19 protein-coding genes are annotated in these 18,539 nt (G+C 64.9%); 12 read left to right on the forward strand and 7 right to left on the reverse strand.

What is annotated here, in order from left to right; genetic code table 11:
* The first annotated feature begins 8 nt into the window (after positions 1 to 8).
* Positions 9 to 902 (forward strand): LysR family transcriptional regulator, encoded by an 894-nt coding sequence (locus QZM67_RS15520; RefSeq protein ID WP_301804538.1) that lies wholly within the window; start codon positions 9 to 11, stop codon positions 900 to 902.
* Between the two features lie 92 nt (positions 903 to 994).
* On the opposite strand, the gene QZM67_RS15525 is transcribed toward QZM67_RS15520, so the two are convergent.
* Positions 995 to 1,960, reverse strand: coding sequence for an NAD-dependent epimerase/dehydratase family protein (locus tag QZM67_RS15525; protein WP_301804542.1), 966 nt, complete (start codon positions 1,958 to 1,960; stop codon positions 995 to 997).
* Between the two features lie 279 nt (positions 1,961 to 2,239).
* Here QZM67_RS15525 and QZM67_RS15530 point away from each other — a divergent pair, with 279 nt between their 5' ends.
* Both QZM67_RS15530 and QZM67_RS15535 read left to right on the forward strand, forming a co-directional pair.
* On the forward strand, positions 2,240 to 3,694 hold the full coding sequence (locus QZM67_RS15530) for a hypothetical protein (protein WP_301804546.1): 1,455 nt from the start codon (positions 2,240 to 2,242) through the stop codon (positions 3,692 to 3,694).
* A 147-nt stretch (positions 3,695 to 3,841) separates the two neighbouring features.
* The gene (locus tag QZM67_RS15535; RefSeq protein WP_301804549.1) at positions 3,842 to 4,720 is read left to right on the forward strand and encodes a PhzF family phenazine biosynthesis protein; all 879 of its coding nucleotides are present in this window, start codon (positions 3,842 to 3,844) and stop codon (positions 4,718 to 4,720) included.
* Between the two features lie 223 nt (positions 4,721 to 4,943).
* On the opposite strand, the gene QZM67_RS15540 is transcribed toward QZM67_RS15535, so the two are convergent.
* Positions 4,944 to 6,107: a pyridoxal phosphate-dependent aminotransferase gene (locus tag QZM67_RS15540; protein WP_301804828.1), complete on the reverse strand. Its 1,164-nt coding sequence runs from the start codon at positions 6,105 to 6,107 to the stop codon at positions 4,944 to 4,946.
* 58 nt (positions 6,108 to 6,165) lie between these two features.
* Between QZM67_RS15540 and QZM67_RS15545 the strand changes: the two genes are divergently transcribed.
* The 6 genes from QZM67_RS15545 to QZM67_RS15570 all read left to right on the forward strand — a co-directional run bounded on the left by QZM67_RS15545 (position 6,166) and on the right by QZM67_RS15570 (position 9,487).
* On the forward strand, positions 6,166 to 6,840 hold the full coding sequence (locus QZM67_RS15545) for a GntR family transcriptional regulator (RefSeq protein WP_301804554.1): 675 nt from the start codon (positions 6,166 to 6,168) through the stop codon (positions 6,838 to 6,840).
* 33 nt (positions 6,841 to 6,873) lie between these two features.
* A complete protein-coding gene (locus QZM67_RS15550; RefSeq protein ID WP_301804556.1) occupies positions 6,874 to 7,128 on the forward strand; it encodes a hypothetical protein in 255 nt (84 codons plus the stop codon).
* A 342-nt stretch (positions 7,129 to 7,470) separates the two neighbouring features.
* A complete protein-coding gene (locus tag QZM67_RS15555; RefSeq protein ID WP_301804559.1) occupies positions 7,471 to 8,028 on the forward strand; it encodes an RNA polymerase sigma factor in 558 nt (185 codons plus the stop codon).
* 12 nt (positions 8,029 to 8,040) lie between these two features.
* Entirely contained in the window at positions 8,041 to 8,349 is a 309-nt protein-coding gene (locus QZM67_RS15560) for a hypothetical protein (protein WP_089450504.1), read from the forward strand.
* Positions 8,350 to 8,351: 2 nt separating this feature from the next.
* Complete coding sequence (locus QZM67_RS15565; RefSeq protein WP_301804830.1) at positions 8,352 to 8,648, forward strand: 4Fe-4S dicluster domain-containing protein; 297 nt, start codon at positions 8,352 to 8,354, stop codon at positions 8,646 to 8,648.
* Between the two features lie 104 nt (positions 8,649 to 8,752).
* Positions 8,753 to 9,487, forward strand: a complete 735-nt coding sequence (locus QZM67_RS15570) for an O-methyltransferase (RefSeq protein ID WP_175020988.1) — start codon at positions 8,753 to 8,755, stop codon at positions 9,485 to 9,487.
* Positions 9,488 to 9,556: 69 nt separating this feature from the next.
* Here QZM67_RS15570 and QZM67_RS15575 read toward each other — a convergent pair whose 3' ends face one another.
* From QZM67_RS15575 to QZM67_RS15585, 3 genes are all read right to left on the reverse strand, one after another.
* Positions 9,557 to 11,020, reverse strand: a complete 1,464-nt coding sequence (locus QZM67_RS15575) for an MFS transporter (protein ID WP_301804563.1) — start codon at positions 11,018 to 11,020, stop codon at positions 9,557 to 9,559.
* 382 nt (positions 11,021 to 11,402) lie between these two features.
* A complete protein-coding gene (gene prfH, locus QZM67_RS15580) occupies positions 11,403 to 12,011 on the reverse strand; it encodes a peptide chain release factor H (protein ID WP_367620447.1) in 609 nt (202 codons plus the stop codon).
* Complete coding sequence (locus tag QZM67_RS15585) at positions 12,011 to 13,159, reverse strand: RNA ligase RtcB family protein (RefSeq protein WP_301804568.1); 1,149 nt, start codon at positions 13,157 to 13,159, stop codon at positions 12,011 to 12,013. Before QZM67_RS15585 ends, prfH begins: the two co-directional genes overlap by 1 nt.
* A gap of 733 nt (positions 13,160 to 13,892) precedes the next feature.
* Between QZM67_RS15585 and QZM67_RS15590 the strand changes: the two genes are divergently transcribed.
* Both QZM67_RS15590 and QZM67_RS15595 read left to right on the forward strand, forming a co-directional pair.
* Positions 13,893 to 14,762 (forward strand): RNA ligase family protein, encoded by an 870-nt coding sequence (locus QZM67_RS15590; protein ID WP_301804569.1) that lies wholly within the window; start codon positions 13,893 to 13,895, stop codon positions 14,760 to 14,762.
* A 41-nt stretch (positions 14,763 to 14,803) separates the two neighbouring features.
* Entirely contained in the window at positions 14,804 to 15,937 is a 1,134-nt protein-coding gene (locus QZM67_RS15595; RefSeq protein ID WP_301804572.1) for an AAA family ATPase, read from the forward strand.
* A gap of 60 nt (positions 15,938 to 15,997) precedes the next feature.
* Here QZM67_RS15595 and QZM67_RS15600 read toward each other — a convergent pair whose 3' ends face one another.
* Both QZM67_RS15600 and QZM67_RS15605 read right to left on the reverse strand, forming a co-directional pair.
* Positions 15,998 to 16,681: a hypothetical protein gene (locus tag QZM67_RS15600; protein ID WP_301804575.1), complete on the reverse strand. Its 684-nt coding sequence runs from the start codon at positions 16,679 to 16,681 to the stop codon at positions 15,998 to 16,000.
* A gap of 14 nt (positions 16,682 to 16,695) precedes the next feature.
* The gene (locus QZM67_RS15605; protein WP_301804578.1) at positions 16,696 to 17,421 is read right to left on the reverse strand and encodes a 5-formyltetrahydrofolate cyclo-ligase; all 726 of its coding nucleotides are present in this window, start codon (positions 17,419 to 17,421) and stop codon (positions 16,696 to 16,698) included.
* 160 nt (positions 17,422 to 17,581) lie between these two features.
* Here QZM67_RS15605 and QZM67_RS15610 point away from each other — a divergent pair, with 160 nt between their 5' ends.
* Positions 17,582 to 18,508, forward strand: a complete 927-nt coding sequence (locus QZM67_RS15610) for a LysR family transcriptional regulator (RefSeq protein WP_301804581.1) — start codon at positions 17,582 to 17,584, stop codon at positions 18,506 to 18,508.
* Positions 18,509 to 18,539 lie beyond the last annotated feature (31 nt).

Raw genomic sequence — 18,539 nt, forward strand, 5'->3', positions numbered from 1 at the left:
CCCACGACATGGTGAACCCGCTTCATTTCGATCTGCAGTCGCTGCGCGTGTTCGCGCTCGTTGCCGAGCACGGCAGCCTGACGAAAGCGGCCGAACACGGCCAGCTCACGCTGTCCGCGGTCAGCAAGCGCATCGCCGAACTCGAAAGCGTGACGGATAGTGCGCTGTTCGTCCGGCATGCGCGCGGCGTCGAGCTGACGCCCGCGGGCCGTGCGCTGCTCGACCATGCGGCGAAGGTGATCGAGCAGGTCAACCGGATGGCGCACGAGATGAGCGACTACGTCGCCGGCGTGCGCGGCCATATCCACGTGTGGACCAACACGTCCGCGATCGTCCAGTTCCTGCCGGCCGATCTCGCCGCGTTCCTCACCGACAATCCGGGCATCAAGGTCAGCCTCGAGGAGCGGCTGAGCCACGAGATCGTCGACGCGCTCGCGTCCGGCAAGGCCGATCTCGGCGTGTTCGCCGACAACGTCCCGGCCCCCGGCATCGAACGGCGGCTGTACCGGCGCGACGAGCTCGTGCTGCTCGTGCCGCGCACGCACCGGTTCGCCGCGCGCGACGGCATCCGCTTCGCCGATACGCTCGACGAGGACTACGTCGGGCTCAGCGACGGCAGTTCGCTGCTCGCGCGCATGACCGACGCCGCGTTCGCGGTCGAGCGCTCGCTGAAGCTGCGGATCCAGGTATCGAATTTCGACGGCGTGAGCCGGATGATCGAAGCGGGGCTTGGCATCGGCATCCTGCCGCGCGATGCGGTGACCGGCGAGCGCGCGGCGCGGCTCGGGGTCGTGAAGCTCGACGATGCGTGGGCCACACGAACGCTGTGGGTTGGCGTGAAGGCGGGCAGCGTACTGACGACCGATATCGCGAAGCTGTTCGATTTCATGTCGGCACGGTGAATCGGTCGGCAAGAGCCGCGGCATGGCCTCCAGGGCGCGTGATCACCCGTGCTCGTTCCGAGGTTCATGCTTGAATCGTCGCGGAAGCCGACTCAAGCAGCACCGAGGCGCGCAAGCGTGGCGTGTTCCTTCGGTGCGCTCAGCGCGCCGACCAGCAATGGCGACGCGGTCTCGGCGCCGGCTTCCCGCGCCCAGTCGAGCGTGTCCTGAATAGTTCGCGCGAGAGGCGAAAACGCGAGACCACTCCGTAGCGCGCGGCTGTTGTCGGCGAGGAATATGCCGCCCGCCTCAGCATCGCTTTCCGCGATCCAGAGCGGAAGCTCCGTCCATCCTTCGATACCCGCGTCGAGAACCTGTTGATCCGTGAGCCATACCAGCTGTGCGGGGCTCGAGGCAACCTCGATGCACCGGCTGAGAAACTGCTCCATCGTCAACGTCGATGCGGGACCCACTGCGTTCAATGCGCCGTTCGCGTTGCTTTCCGCCATCTGCACGCACCATTGCGCAACGTCCCGCGCATCGATGAACTGGATCGGGCGATCGGGCCGCCCGGGTGCAAGGATGCGGCCCCCTGTCGCGACGCGGCGAATCCAGTACGTGAACCGGCCGGTGGGATCGTAGGGGCCAACGATCAACCCCGGCCTGAGAATCGCGACGCGCCCGGGCATGGCCGACTGAATGGCCGCTTCCGTTCTGGCCTTCAGCGCACCATAACCTTCGTGGCCCGGAAGGGTGTCCGCGTTCTCGTCATAGCACGTACCGGGCGGGAAGCTGCGATAGACGGAAATACTGGAAATGAACGTGTAGTGCTTCGGCGGGGCCTTCAGCGCAGAAAGCACAAGGTCGACGTGTTCAGGGCGATACGCGGAAGGGTCGATCACGGCGTCGAATTGCCGACCCGCCAAGGCGGAGAGATCCGAATCCCTATCGCCAACGAGACGCTCGATCTCGGGAAATAACGACGGGTTTTGTTGCCCCCGGTTGAATATCGTTACATCGTGCCCGCGCTGCAGGGCCGCTTCGACAATGTGCCGACCGAGAAACAGTGTCCCGCCCATTACGAGTATGCGCATAAAGGTTACACGTTCGTCCCGAGAATTCGACGATATTAATCTGCTGCCATTTCGGGTGCAATCGCCCCGCGAGGCTTGCATTACCTGGGCGCTCGCTTCTCAGCGATTTCAAAATTTCAAAACGAATGGCGGTAATCGGGCGTTTCTCGTGACGCCTTTGGCGTCGACTACGATCGGCCACGACGGGGCGTTCGACATACCGGCGCGGATCGCTGACAATCGGACGTCGACGATATGGAGTCGAGCTAAACCGAACCCACTCTTATGAACGAAAATACCTTGCAAGCCGGGGTTCGCGTGAGCCCGCGATCGAGCGACCGAATGCGCGACGTAATCGTGCTGGCACTCGGATTGCTCATGTTCAGCCTCGCCGGTTCGGCACGGGCATACACGGACACTATCTGTCGGGAATACTGGTATCCGCAGGCGCGTGCTGGCAAAAGCATGGGCGCGCTGACCGCCGAACGCGAGGGGCCGTGCCAGCATCCGTCAGTCAAGATGCTGAGCGACCAGTATGGCGTGATCAATGGCCGGGGGTATTTCATCTCGGAATTGCACGAATTACATGATGCGTGTTCGCACGGCGGGCCGGTACCCGATCTGGCCTGTCTTTTACCGTCGCATATGCGCCGTCATGAAGACGACGAGGCACGACATTATTATCTGCTCACGCAACGAGGTTCGGCGCTGCGCATTCTGGATCGACTCCACGCCACTGACGGCCAGCAGGTATTCGACGGCGCCGACGTGATTCCAGGCGCCGATCCCGCGACCTTCAAGACCTTTGTGCCCAAGGGCGCAAAAGCGGATGACGGGTGGGCGTACGACCGCAACCACGTGTATCTGGAAGAGCGAATGGACCCGAAGATGGTGCCTGGTCCGGTCGAAGTTATCGGTAATACCTTCGCAGTCAATGCTGGACGCGTATTTTCAGTCGACGCCCTCGAGGGCCCCGTTTATCGGCCTGAAATCAAGGCGCCGCTGAAGCTGCTGAGCCCGCCGGCCTCACTCCAACCCGCCATCATCAGCGACGGCGAGCGTGTCTACCTGGGCCGGAAGCCGCTTGACGGCGTGCGGGCGGCCACGTTCCAGATGCTGGTTCCGGTGTGCCCGGTGCCCGGCGCCCCCGATTTGAAATGCGTCCACAATGTCCAGCCGGACGAGTTCCGGGTAGCCCGCAGTGGCCTGGATGTGCTGTATTTCCACGAGTTCGACGATATCAAGCGCATCGCCAATGTGCCCGACTTCGTTTATTTTCTGATATCGGGCTCGTCGTATCTCGGTATCGGTGGAAAGCAGATCTTCGATCTTGACCCGTTGCATCAAAGCTACGGCGCAGGCGTCATGAAAAGTAGCGTGCAAATCGCAGGTCATTTGAGTGGCCCGGTAGCAGGCTACCTGGCCGACGACCTCGGGTTCATCAACCTGCGGAGTGCATTGTCGAGGGACGATGGGCCGCTGTGCGGCGCGCTCGCGAAGCTCGCCGCGCCGACGCCCGCGCACCGGTTTGGTCCGCTCCGGCCCATCGCGCCACAGAAATTGCCGGCCGGCTATTCGATCGGCTATGAAAACACGCACTACCGGTATCTTTTCAAGACTGCTGACGATACGACACTCGAGGACACCGTGGTCGATCTCGGCAACGGCAAGCGGATGCGGGCGACGTGGTGCGGGGACGATATCCAGCTGCAAGGGTCAACCACCACGAGCAACAATTAGGCAGGAAAGGACCGGCTCGCAGATCTTGCTGAATGCGCAGCGTCGACCGGTCACAGTCAGTCGGCGCCGGCCTCGAGATCATCGAGAGTCGATACGAGCGCAGGTGTTTATCGCGCCTGGTTTGCGTTTCGTCCATTGGGAGGACTTGTGCGAGTTGAAGTTCAAATCGTCAATGCGTTGACAGACGGACATGCCGGGGGCAATCCTGCCGGCGTGGTGATTGATGCGGATGCGCTTTCGGCAAACCAGAAGTTGTATGTTGCCCAGCAGGCCGCATTGTCGGAAACCGCATTCGTGTCGAAATCGGATATTGCGACGGTCAAGGTGGAATTTTTCACGCCGACGCGGCAGATCGCTCATTGCGGCCATGCCACCATCGCCACGTTTTCTCTGTTGAGAGCAATCGGCAGGGTGGATGACGGCCAGTCGTCGAAAGAGACGATCGACGGATGCCGAGACATCATGATCGATGGCAATACCGTTCTGATGGAGCAGCGTTCCCCGATTTATCGCTCGATCGAAGCCGAATCCCCGTTCTCCGCAAGAATCGCTCAATCGCTGGGCGTATCGACGGCACAAATTTATAGCGTCGAAAGCCCAACCGTCGTCAACACCGGCAACAGCTTCCTGATGATTGCGTTGCCCGACGAGCCGTCCGTGGCTGCGATTCGTCCGGACCAGCGAGCGATTGAATCGATCAGCGACGATCTGGATTTGATCGGTTACTACGTCTTCTCGACGACGACGAAAATACCCGGGCGCCACGCGGGCGCCCGCATGTTCGCGCCGCGTTTCGGCATTGCGGAAGAGTCGGCGACCGGAACGGCAGCCGGGCCGCTGGCGTGCTTGCTATTCGAGCGGATGGGGGTAGGCGACACGAAAATCCTCATTGAACAAGGGCATTTGATGCCGCAACCTTCGCCGAGCGTCATCAAAGTCATGCTCGATGTCGAAGGCGGCAGGATCTCGCGATTGATGGCCGGAGGCACCGCGGTGGTCACGCGGTCGATCACTGTCGAGATCTGATGTTGCTTCGAACGTCCGCTTCCCGAACGTCCGAATGGCTTCAATAGGGCGGTTAATCACGTTGCCGATTGCGTCGGCTACGTCGACCGCCTTTTGATATCGAAGCTCATCCGGATAGCATCCCTTGCGTGCTAACTCGCCATGAACTCACCTCCCGAGCTTTTTGATGACGTTCCGTTCTCGGGCCGCATCACCTCGGGCAGATGAATTTCATCAGGCATCCTCACATCCCGAGTGCCTCGATGACCTTCTTGCCGAATCCCGCATACCGGTTCACCGGCTCGTTCGCGAAGACGAAACGGATATAGGCGCCTCCGTGTTGCCGACCCCAGCCCGTCATCGCCGTCGCGCATACGTCCAGTTCGAGCAACCGCTCCGACATCTGTTCACCCGTGAGACCGAAATCCGACACGCGCAGCAGCATCGACCAGCCGCCCGCAGGCATGCCGAACGGCAGGCCATGAAGCTCGGCGGCAATCGCGTCGCGTCGACGCTGCAGTTCCGCGACGTAATCGGGCAGGTCGATCGTCGAGCGCTCGAGCGCGATGGCGGCGGCCTCCTGCGCGATGCCGACCGGCACGACCACGTTCGCGAGCGACACCGCAACCAGATCGGGGATGCGCGCATCCGGCGCCACGATCCAGCCCACCCGCCAGCCGATCATCCGCAACTCCTTCGACGCCGAGCCCACCGTGATCGTGCGCTCGGCCATGCCGGGCAGCCGAGCCGGATGAACGACCTTGCGCCCGTCGAACAACAACCGCTCCATCGCGCTGTCGACGATCAGCAACAGGTCGTGCTGCACGCACAAACCGGCGACGAAGACCCAGTCCTCCTCGTCAAGCACCGCGCCGGAAGGCATCGACGGGGACATCAGCAGCATGGCGCGCGTCTTCGGGCCACACGCGGCGGACATCGCCGCGCGATCGAGTTTCCATTCCGCGCCCGGGTGAAAGCTGAACGGGATCTGCACGGGTGAGCCGCCGGCCAGCCGCACGCGGTTGAGCAGCCCCGCATAGGTCGGGTCGGTCAGAATGACCTCGTCGCCGACTTCCAGCACTGCCAGCAGGACGTTCAGGATGCCGGACAGGCCGCCCGCCGATACGATGACGTTGTCGGCCCGGTAGTTCACGCCCGTCTGCACGGTGACGTGCGCTGCAACGCTGGCGCGCAGCCGGTCCTGGCCGACGAACGGCAGATACGAATTCGCGGCATCCTCGCTCGCCGCCGCGCGCGTTCGCGCGAGCGCATCGGCGTGCGGCGGGATATCCGTATCGAGATTCTCCAGCCGGAGCACGTCGCGGCCAGAGTGGTCCGCGATAGATCCCATGCGGTCGACGCCGATACCGGCGATCTCCTGCAGTCGGGCGGGGCGGCGGTGGCGCATATCTGTCTCCCGATCTGTTACTATAGATAATAGATAATCTATTCTGATGGTGGTTGAGATGAATGGCGATGTCAAGGACGATCGCTCGATCGCGGCGCATATCGCGCAGTCGATTGCCGCCCGGATCGTTTCGGGTGAACTTGCGCCGGACGAGCGACTCAAGCAGGACGAGTGGGCCGACGCGTTCAGTACGAGCCATGTGCCGGTCCGCGAAGCGTTTCGTCGGCTCGAGGCACAAGGGCTGGTCATCGCGGAGCCTCGGCGTGGGGTGCGCGTGGCGCCGCTCGATGTGGAGGCGGTCATTGAGGTCTCCCGCATGCGGGCTGCGCTCGAACCGCTCGCGCTCCGGTACGCGATTCCCCGCTACACCGAAGATGACCTGGCACGCGCTGCGTCCTTTCTCGAGGCCGACGCACCATCGGGAGACATCGCCGCGCTCGAACGCATCAATCGAGGCTTTCATCAGGCGATCACCACGCCGTGTGGCATGCCGCGGGTCGTCTCCGTGATCGCGGATCTGCACCAGGCCAGCGCGCGCCATCTGTTTGCCGCGTGGAAATGGCTCGACTGGCGTGCGCGCTCCGACAACGAGCATGTCGAGATATTCGATGCGGCACGCGCCGGCCGGGTCGACGAAGCCTGCGAGCGCCTGGCCGCACACATCACCGACGCCGGTCAGGCACTGACCGATGCGCTACGACAAAAAGCGATCCCGGCGGAGCCGGATGCCTGATACTTGGCCAGTTGCACAACGACGGAGATGCACATGGTGTTCTTTGCCTGCTCCAGGATCGGCGTCAACGCATTCGAAAGTCTATGGCGCGACAACAAGGCTCACCGCCTGTGGGTGGATGCTGGCGTACTGACTGAAGAAGAGATGGCTGCACTTCGCTCTACGGGCATGCTCGTCACGAACTTCACAGGCCATGCGCGCGCAGGAGACGTCCAGGAAATGGTGCACGCAGTTGCCGTCATTCAAGAGCATCATCCTGCCGAGCCGATCTGGATCGAGGCTGCGTGAAACGCGAAGTCTTTCTCGCACGAGACGTTCGCCGAGCGTTGTCACTCAGCCGCGGTCGGTTGCCGCCGCCTGGGTCCGGCAGCAGTCGGAGGCCATGCACGCTTGGTCGTGACCTTTTGACCGTCGTCGCCGGCCCGTTTCTTTCACTCTCTTTACACGGCGCCAAGTTGCGTCAGCGATGACCGCCGGGCCGGACAACACGCGTGTTCCCCGGGCGTGGCGCCGCACACGCTATCCCCCCGTAAAGCCTGCGCGCTCGCGCAGTAAATTTTCACACTCGACACAATATTCGCGCGGCTGAAACGTCTTCAGGCACATGGACCGCCACTCACTTCACGCACGATGACCGATCCAGACCGCGACATCACCGCGATCGTGATGCGTGAACGAACGAGGCTCGTGAGCTTTATCCGGCGTCGGATACGCGACCCGGACGATGCCGAGGACGTTCTGCAGGATGTGTTTCACGAGTTCGTTCAGGCTTACCGGCTTCCCGCGCCAATCGAACAGGCGAGCGCGTGGCTTTTCCGTGCCGCGCGCAACCGTATCGTCGACCGCTTTCGCAAGAAGAAGGAGCAGCCGCTGGCGGATCTGTTCGACGCCGAGGATGACGCGAACGACGAGTATCGCCTGGACCTCGCGCTACCCGCGCACGATGCCGGCCCCGAGGCGCTCTACGCGCGCACGCTCTTGCTCAAGGCCCTGCAGGATGCGCTCGACGAGTTGCCGGCGAATCAGCGCGAGGTATTCATCGCGCACGAACTGGAGGGCCGCTCCTTCAAGGAGATGGCCGCGCAAAGCGGCATCGCGCTCAATACGCTGCTCGCTCGCAAACGCTATGCGGTCCTGCATCTGCGTGCCCGGCTGCAGCCTGTTTATGACGAACTGGACAATACCTAGAGGAGTCGACAGATGAATTTTCGAATCAGATGTGCCGGCAAGGCGCTGCTCGTGGTGATCGCCATCGCGGTGCTCGGATGGGTCGTCATGATGTTGTGGAACTGGGTGATGCCGGCGCTATTCATCGGCGCCCGCACGATCGACTTCGCCCATGCGCTGGGCCTGCTCGTGTTGAGCCGCATCCTGTTCGGCGGCTTCCGTGGACACCGCGGCTGGCGCGGTCGGCGCCACTGGCGCAAGTGGGAATCCATGACGCCCGAAGAGCGCGAGCATTTCCGGACCGCGTGGCGATCCGGCAGCAACCGGCCCGACGGGGAGTGAACGTGCGCGAAAAATCAACGGGCGACTGCAAACAGAAACCGGGCGTGATCGTGCCGGTCGTCGATCTGAAACGTTGCGAAGGCAAAGGGGATTGCGTCGCGGTTTGCCCCGAGAACGTGTTCGAGGTCCGGCGCATCGACCAGGCTGATTACGTCGGCCTCGATCTGATGCATCGCCTGAAGCAGCGCGTGCATGGAATGAAAGTCGCCTACGCGCCGAACGCGCATTCGTGCCGGTCATGCGGACTGTGCGTGACGGCGTGCCCCGAACACGCGATCACGCTCGCCCGAACGGCATAGCAACATCCGTGTATCGCCGCTATCGAGTGACGGTGCAGCAACCCTGACGGGTAGGCGGTCGCTGGATACATCGTCGAAGTGATCAATTTCGTCAAGGAACGCACATGGCTTCACCCACCACCGTTCTTCTGCGGCGGCTCCACGAAGAGAGCCGGACCGAAATCGTCGCCCGCGCCCGCGCACAGTTCCAGGGATCGAACGAGGATTTTCTGTCGTTAGCCGAAGACTACGAAGCGATCGCACCGCGTCTGCGGGGGCGGTTTCTCGAAACGTTCGGGCTGTCCAGCGACGACTTCGCGTCCCCGGAAGGCAGTCCGCTGTCGTTGGCCGTGTCGCCGGAAACGGGCGGATTTCTACGCAACCTGGTGCTCTCGCAACGACCGGCGAGAATCCTCGAACTCGGCAGTTCATGCGGCGTGTCCACGCTGTATTTTGCCGAGGCGCTGCGCACGTTGGGCAGCGGCGTGGTCGTCGCGACCGAACGCGATGCGCTCAAGTGCACGCGTTTGCGCGATCACGTCAGAACGGCGGGCCTGGACGCCTATGTCGACGTGCGAGAGGGCGATGTCTTCGAGATCGTCGCCGAGCTGGACGGTACGTTCGACATGGTATTCATCGACGTATGGGCCGACGTCTATCTGAAGGTGTTCAAGGAGATCGAGCACCTGCTACGCCCGGGATCGATCGTACTGGCCGACAACATGTACACGGCCGAGGAGGCCGTTCGACCGTACAAGCACTACCTCGACGACGATCCGCGGTTCTCGACCACGACGCTGGATTTTGAATCGGGGATCGAATTTACGGTCGTCGTTTCTCGAGCGGGAATGTCGTCGTAGCGTCCTTGTCGCGAAGCGACCAGACATGATGCGGGGAGCGCGTTCCCGCGCCCCCGCATCGAAACACGCTCACACCGGATTGATCTCGTCCTGGCTGCGCCGCGTCGTCAGCGGCCCGAGCACGCGCAGCGTGACGGCGACGATACCGAGCGCAATCGAGATCACCCCGAACATCGCACCCGCGCCATAACTGCCGAGCACCGGCAGCAACACGAACGGCAGCGCACCGCTGACGATCCGCGACAACGCATAGGTACTGCCGATCGCCGTCGAACGCACGCGCGCCGGGAAAATCTCCGCCTGGTACACGTGATACGCGTTGCTGAACACGTTCGACGCACAGGTCGTCAGGAACCCGAAGCCGACGATCAACATCGTATGGCCCGAGTATGCGAAGCACAGCCCGAACACGGCGATCGACAGGATCGACACGATCACGAGCGTGCGGCGTTCGATCCAGTTGAGCAGCGGAATCGACAGCAGCGAGCCGATCGGATAACCGATGAACGACAGCGCAATGAACAGCGTACTGTCCGTCACATCGAAACCGCGGCTCTTCACGACCGTACCGGCCAGCGTACCGAAGCCGTAATAACCGAAGCCCTGGAACAGGTGAAAGATCGCGAGCATCAGGTAGCGCGCACCATACGGCTCGCGACGCAGCAGCGCGATACGCTCGCCGAGCCCGAGCGGCCGTTGCGGTTCGACCGGTTCCGCGAACTGCTCGGGCACGCGCACGCCGGTACCTTCCGCGAAGCGCCGCAATGCCGCGTGCGCATCCGCGGTGCGCCCCTGCGCGAGCAGCCAGCGCGGGCTCTCCGGCAACCGGTGCTGGACGAGCAGCACATACACCGCGCCGAGGCTGCCGATCGCGAGGATGATGCGCCAGCCGGCCACGCCCCCCACATGCAGCGGGTTCAGCCACAGCGCGAGGAAGCCGACGAGCGGCACCGCGACATAGGAAGTCGTATAGGCCCACGCAGCGAGCCGCCCGCGCTTTTCTTTCGGCAGGATTTCGGACAGGAAGCTGTCGGCGACCGGGTAGATCGCACCGACGCCGATCCCCGTCAGGAACCGGCACGCGACGAGCATGTCGGCGTTCACCGAAAACGCGCCGACCAGCGAGAACGCGCTGTACCACGTGAGCGTCAGCAGGAACGCCTTGCGCCGGCCGATGCGGTCGGCGAGGCTGCCGAGGCACATCGCACCGACGAACATGCCGATGAATGCCGATGCCAGCAGCAGCTTGAAATCGGTGCTCTGCCGGCTCAGCCCGTATTCGTTCTGCAACGCGGAACCGATCGTGCTGACGAGGAAGATCTCGTACATGTCGAAGAACAACCCGATGCCGATCACCCAGACGACGAACCGGTGCAATGCGCCAACCGGCAGGTCGTCCATGAAAGCGCCGAGCGTGACACGGCGGGCGGGGCCGGCCGACGCATCGGCGCCGGCGCCGGCGGCAGCGGCCGGTGGTCGTGCGGACGCGGGTCCGCCCGCGTTGCCGCCGAGATCGAGGGAATGGCTGTTCATCGTGTCTCCTGATTATCGATACGCCGTGGCGCGTGGCCCGGCCGTTCGCGACCGGCGCACTGCACCCGGCCGCACGACGTGGCGGCAGGCACCGCAAGGCCCATGAAAGGGCCGGACAGGCGGGCTGTACCGATCGTCCGGCACATGGTGGGCAAATCCGCGGCACGTGATAATTGCGGATGTTTCAAGCATCCTTTCCTGTGCAGAAAGGGTGCGGAACACGCGGCGGCCGGCATGGCCGCGGCAGGCCCGTGCAGCCTGCGTGGCGCGCGTTGACGCCCCGGATCCGGTTGCGCTTGCGCGCCACCGGCAGGCCGGGAAAACCATGAGCGCCGTTGCGTGACCGCCGGCGCAACAGCCGCCGGCGGCCAGGCCCACGTGGTCAGTCAGCCGGCACGAACGCCGCCCCGTAAAACACGCGCACGGGGTTGCCGCGCTCCAGCGCAAAGTGCTGCATGCGCCGCTGCCGGCGTGCATCGGACGCGTGACGGTCGGCTTCCTGCTGCAACCGCACCTGCAGCAACTGCAGCGCCAGACGCTTGTTCGCGTGCTGGCTGCGCTCGCTTTCCACACGCACCGACAGGCCGGTCGCGACATGGGTCGCACGAATCGCGGAGCTCGTCTTGTTGACGTGCTGGCCGCCGGGCCCGCGTGCGCGCATCGCTTCGAACCGCACATCGCCATCCGGCAGCGGCTGTGCGTCGGCACAGCGCGTGACGCCGATGAACCAGTTCTTGCGTGGATGGCGCAACCGGTACGGGCTCGCGCAAATCCATTGCAGCGTGCCCGTCCAGCGGTCGGCAAGCGCGTGTGCGCCAGCGCCGTCGAGATCGAGCAGCGCCGAGCGCAGCGTGCCGGGCCGTTCGCCCGGCTGCGCATCGAGCACCGTGACGACAACGCGCTGCGCGTCGGCTTCCGCCTGCAGGCGCCGCAATGCGTTGGCCGCCGCGAGCTGGCACTCGAGCGGGCCGTGCGCCGAAGAAATCTGCATCAGCATCGGTCAGCCTCCGCGGACGTCTTGTAGGTCAGCACCGGCGCGAGCCGCGCGAGCTTGCGCAGCAGGCCGGCCGCCTCGAGCGCGTCGACGACGCTGTCGATCGGCTTGTAGGCCTGCGGCGCTTCCTCGTACAGCAGTTCGCGGTCTTCGCAGATCACGTGGCTGCCGAGCGGCGTGCGCGTGAGCTGCGACGGCGTGAAGCGCCGTTCGAGGCGCTCCTTGCAATCGCCGCGTGCCCACTTGCGGCCCGCACCGTGCGCAAGCGACGCAAGGCTGGCCGCATCGTCCGGCCGTACCGGGGCGACGAGGTAGCTGTAGTCACCGCGCGACCCGGGAATGACGACCGGCCCCGCATCGGCCGGCGTCGCACCTTTGCGATGCAGCCAGCCCGGCTCGCCGTCGACGCTCGCGCGGCTCACCAGGTTGTGGTTCACATCGAGCACGCACTGGCCGTCGGTACGCCAGCGCGCCAGCATGCGCCGCGCGATCAGGTCGCGATTCGCGCCCGCATAGCGCAACGCCGCATCGTGACGCGCGAGGTACGCGGTGCAGGCGGCATCGGTGTCGTCGAGGCCGTTGTAGCCGTGCTCGCGCATGTGCTGCTCGAGGATCGACTGGCCGAAGCCGCGCGACCCGCTGTGCACGAGCAGCAGCAGACGGTCGCGGTCGAGACCGAGCGCCTGGACGGCATCCGCGTCGTACACCGCGTCGATCCGCTGCGCCTCCGCGAAATGATTGCCGCTGCCGATCGTACCGAGCGACGCCGCGAACGCGTGATCCGCGAAGCCGGCGGCCGCAATGCGCGGCTGCCAGCTGGCATCGGGCGTGGCGTCGATCGAGCCGAGCCGGCTCGCGAGCTTCGACGCGCTGACGCGCCGCGCGTCGAGCGCGGTTTGCCACAGCGCCATCCCGCAGCCGATATCGCCGCCGATCAGCGCCGGATACAGCCGGCCCGTCGAGAAGAACGCAGCGCCGACCGGGTAGCCGCGTCCAGGATGAAGATCGGGCATGCCGGCGACGCGCCGCATGCCGGGGAGGGTGGCAGCGTGTTCGAGCTGCCGGATCGCCTCACCTTCGATCCAGGTGGTGGCACAAGCGCACAGCGTGATGTGCTTGGCCAGGTATTGCATGGAATTGCCCATGGAGGTTTCCGTTCGATGAAAAGGAAGAACGGCGGGCCATGGCGCAGGCAGCGCACAGATGCGCTGCCCGACATCGGAAGTCGGGAAGAGGGCGGCACGACCGGATCGGAACGACCCGGCTCATCGCCGTGATGGCGATGCGTGGTGCTGCTTGGCGTGAACGATGAAACGAACGGACGCGAAAAACCCGAACTACGACCCGCGACGGGAGGAGTGTTGGCGTGACGTCATGATTTTTTCTCCTTGCGAGTGAGGGGTTGATCGGAATGGCGGCGACTCTAGCATGCTCGCGACGGTCGCAGCAAGCGGGCAGCGCAGCGCTGTCCATCGAATCGTCGCTCGATGTTGCGAAAAACACACACATAGGAATCCGGATCATTCCCTCGTCGATGTCGCGCCCGACGCGCCGCAGCCGGCATGCCACGTCCGCAGACAGCCACCACGGATGTGCCCAACCACGCTTGACAGCGCAAAAGCCGTTTCGTAGCATCCGCCTGCTTCATCCCTGAACCCTCATCGAATCGGTGATCCAAGTGCCCGCAAACATTCGTCCCTTCGCCTGATACGCCGACGACTGCCGTCCCGGCCGCGTGTCGTCCTGCCCGTTTCCGCCTGCCTCGCAGCGCCGGAACGTCGATCGCAGGAACGCGCCCGGACCCGCACTGACACCGCAACGCACACCCCATCGTTCGTTCACGTCGTCGGCTTTTTCCCCTGTTTCCGGAGAAAGACCATGACGCTGGATTTTCGCGCCTACGCGCAATCGCTTGACCTCGCCCGCTACCCGCGCACGCCGCATCTCGAAGGCTCGCGCCTGCAGGACGGCGACGAAGGTCACGACCACGTTCCCTATCGCACCCTCGCGGGCGCCCATCTCGTCGTCGAGGAAAAGCTCGACGGCGCGAACACGGGCATCAGCTTCAGCCCCGCGGGCGAACTGCTGCTGCAGTCGCGCGGCCACTACCTGGCCGGCGGCGGCCGCGAGCGGCAGTTCGGGTTCGTGAAGACCTGGGCGACCGCCCATGCCGGCTGGCTGCTCGATCGCCTCGGCGATCGCTACGTGATGTACGGCGAGACGATGAGCAAGAAGCACGCGGTGTTCTACGACGCGCTGCCGCATCACTTCTTCGAATTCGACGTGTTCGACCGCACGACGGGCCGCTTCCTGTCGACGCCCGCGCGTCGCGCGCTGCTCGCCGACGGGCCCGTGCTGTCGGTGCCCGTGCTGTACGAAGGCATCGCGCCGGCGCGGCTTGCGGACCTGAAGGCATTGCTCGGCCCGTCGCTCGCGAAGACGCCGGACTGGCGTCGCGCGTTCGAGGAAACGGTGCGGCGGCAGGGGCTCGACCTCGCGCGGGCATGGCAGCAGTGCGACAAGTCGGAGCGCTCCGAAGGGCTCTACGTGAAGGTCGAGACGGACGACACGACGACCGCGCGCCTGAAGTGGGTGCGCCACGATTTCGTGCAGGCCATTCTCGAATCGGCGCGCCATCACTCGGAGCAGCCGTTCATCCCGAACCTGCTCGCGCCGGATGTCGACCTGTATGCGCCGCGCCCGACGGTCACGTGGGCATCGAACCCCGCTGCGCAGCCGAACCAATGAATGCGGAACGGCCGAGCGCCGTTTCGAGAGGAGTCTTGATCATGAAGTACGAACAACTGCAGGCGCTCGTGCCTGCGCCCGGCCGGCAGCCGGACTATCGCGCGTGCCTCGCGGCGTTTCCCGCGCTCGAACACGCGAAGACGACCCCGCAGGAGCCCGCGCACCACGGAGAAGGCGACGTGTGGACGCATACGATGATGGTGATCGATGCGCTGCTCGCGCTGCCCGAGTACCAGGCCGCGTCGCGCGCGGATCAGGAGATCGTGTTCCTCGCCGCGCTGCTGCACGACATCGCCAAGTACAGCACGACGGTCGTCGATCCCGATACCGGGGCGATCGGCCATCCCGGCCACTCGCGCAAGGGCGCAATCGATGCACGGATCGCGCTGTGGGATGCCGGCATGCCGTTTGCGGTGCGCGAGGCGATCTGCCGGATGATCGCCGTGCATCAGGTGCCGTTCTTCGCGATGAGCGGGTCGCGCCGCGGCACGCCCGAGTTCATCGCGCGCGAGCTGTCGTGGCAGGTCAGCCTGCCGCTGCTGTGCCTGCTCGCCGAAGCCGACATTCGCGGGCGCATCTGCGACGACACGCAGCGCGTGCTCGACAACATCGAACTGTTGCGCGAGCTGGCGCGGGAAGAGGGCTGTTACGGCCAGCCACGCGCGTTCGCCGATGCGCACACGGCGCTCAGCTATTTTCGCGGCGCGGACGTGCATCCCGACTATCCGCTGTACCGCACGCCGGGCTCGCGGGTCGTCGTGATGTCGGGCCTGCCCGCGTCGGGCAAGAACACGTGGGTTGCGCGGCATCATCCGGATCTGCCGGTCGTGTCGTTCGACGATGCACGCGATGCATTGGGGCTACGCCACGGCCAGAACGAGGGCGCGGTCGCGCACCATGCGGTCGACGCCGCGAAGGCGTTGTTGCGCGAACAGCAACCATTCGTGTGGAACGCGACGAACCTGTCGCCGCTGATGCGCAAGAAGACGCTCGACCTGCTGTTTGCGTACGGCGCCGACGTGACGCTCGTCTACCTCGAACAGCCACGCGCGGCGCTGCTGCGTCGCAACGCGCGGCGCGACACGTCACTGACGAATCGTGCGCTCGAGGCGATGCTGCTGCGCTGGGATCTGCCGCTGCCCACCGAAGCGCACGCAGTGCGCTACGAAGTCTGATGCGACACTGTCACCACACGAGCCGGTACGCCGCACGTCATCGCGGCGTACCGGCTCGTTTCATTTCAGCGCCGGATTCTGCTGCGTCGCGCAGGCGCGCAGCGCGGTGACGAGATCGGCCTTGCCCAGCTTGTCGAACAGGTCGGCCATCTCCATCTGCGCGACCGGGTCGCCTTCACGGGCCGCGCGCCAGCGCAGCGACGCGATCATCCCGCTCATGCCCTCGCCGGGCGTTTCGCCGTCGTAGCCCGACATCGCCTGCAAGACATCCGCGAGCTTGTTGTAGCCGGCCGGCACGTGATGAACGAGCAGCCACGCGATCGCAGGCTGCGCACCTTCCCAATCCTCGTCGTCGAGCGAACTGCTCGCCAGGCGGGCGGCCGCGCGCCACGAACCGAGCGATGCCGCCTTCGCATACGCGATGTCGGCTTCGCGGCCGCGCGGTGACGGCGCCGCGTCGAACGCGGCCTGGGCTTCGGCCGACGGCGGCGGCAACGCAAGCTTCGTGCAGCGGAACGCGCCCGCATCGGGCGCGTTGCCGGGCAGGTCGGCCCAGCGCACCTGATCCTTCAGCGCGCGATCGAGCGCGGGCCGTACGTCGCTTTCCTTCATCGACGCGAACACCCAGTCGGTCCGGACATGGCGCGCTGCGTCCCAGTCGCCTTCGGCGCAGGCGTGCTGCGCGAAGGCCAGGCAGGTGGCCACGCAGCCGATCCGGAACATCTTTCGGGCAGGGGATTTCATCGTGGATTCCGGTCTCAACTTGCGATGATGATGAAGGTGGTGAGCGCGATCGGGAACAGGGCGAGGCCGAGCAGGCCCAGCGCGCCATCGGCCGCCATCGCGATCGGCGACAACGCCAGCTTGGCGCCGTGGCCGACGGCCGTCAGCTTGTCCGTCACCGTGACATGGTAAGGACGATTGAACGCCTGCGGAACCGACGAAGGCGTGACATCGTTCGGCAGATAGCGCTTGCCGCTGATCGTGCCTTCCGACGTCAGGTAGCCATGGTCCTTCTTGAAACCGTCCGCGAGCGCACGCTCGCGGACGTCGGAGCCGGTCGGCGCATCCGGGTAGTCCAGCCTCATTGTGTAGCGACCGGTGATCGCGTCGCCGTGCGTCTCGAAATCGTTGAACGCCGTGTGGATCTTGGGACGATAGGGCGCGGTGAGCACCGTCGCGAGGCCCGGCGGCATCTCGAAGATGTAGTGATACTTCTGGCCGAGCACGACGAGTTGCTTGCCGTCCGCGGTAATCAGGAAGGTCGACAAGGTTTCGTCGTATTCCGAATCCTTCATCCACGCTTTCGTGGCGGGACCGAAATCGGCGCAGCCGGCGAGCATGCCGGACGCTGCCACGGCGGGCAGCGCGAGAAATGTTCTTCTTTTCATGAGTGCTGTTTTGGATGTTGTTCGTTTTTCAGCGGAACCGCTTGAATGTCGGACGCAGCGTTCGAGGAACGCGGCATCCTGACGGCCGGTCATGCGGTTACTTCGCCTGCGCATTGTAGGGCCAAAACCGCAAGTGCAGTATCCCCCGGGCCAAGCACCGCGCCGGCGTGCGGTAGACTGCTCGCTCGCTCGCTCGCTCGCTCGCTTGCCTGCCGCCCCTCACACGACCGTTCGCGCCCAGCCCGCCCAGACCATGGATCGAATCGATGCGATGAAGGTGTTCGTCGCCACGCTGGACGAGGGCAGCCTCGCGGGCGCGGGCCGGAAGCTCGGCCGGTCGCCGGCGGCGGTCAGCCGCGCGATTGCATTCCTTGAAGAACATACGGGCACCGCGCTGCTGTACCGCACGACCCGGACGATCCGGCTGAGCGAGGCTGGCGAACGCTATGCGGCCGCGTGCCGCCGCATCCTGTCCGATCTCGAGGAAGCCGACATGCTGGTCGCCGACGAACGCTCGGCGCCGCGCGGCCTGTTGACGGTCACCGTGCCCGTCGCCGCGGGCGAAGACGTGCTGCGTGCGCTGCTCGACGAATTCATCGAACGCCATCCGGCCGTGTCGATCCGCCTGCAGTTGCTCGACCGTCCCGTCAGCCTGATCGACGAAGGGATGGACGTCGCGCTGCGAATCGCGCACCTGACCGATTCGACGCTGGTCGCGATTCCGGTCGGCGCGGTGCGCCGTGTCGTCGTGGCTTCGCCCGATTACCTGGCGCAGCATCCGGCGATCGAGACGCCGGCCGATCTCGCGCAGCACCGGATCATCTCGATGACGCATTTCGGCCTCGATTCGTGGAGCTTTCCGCCGTCCACGCCAGCGGCGCTGCCACAGGTCGTCCCGTTCACGCCGCGCTTCATCATCAACACGATCCGCGGCGCGGTTGCGTCGGCCGTCGCCGGGCACGGCGTCACGCGGCTCTTTTCGTATCACGTCGCCGAACCGGTACGGGACGGCACGCTGCGGATCGTGCTGCGCGACAGCGAGCACGCGCCGTTGCCGATCCATCTCGTCACGCCTTACGGACGCCTATCGGTGCCGAAGGTGCGCGCATTCGTCGATTTCGCGGCGCCGCGCCTGCGCGAGCACTTCGCGCGGCTGGCGGCCATCACCGACGGCGATTGAACCGGGACGCGGAAGAATGGCTTTCGCGTGA

Source organism: Burkholderia sp. AU45251 (assembly GCF_030482905.1).
Classification (GTDB): Bacteria; Pseudomonadota; Gammaproteobacteria; order Burkholderiales; family Burkholderiaceae; genus Burkholderia; species Burkholderia aenigmatica.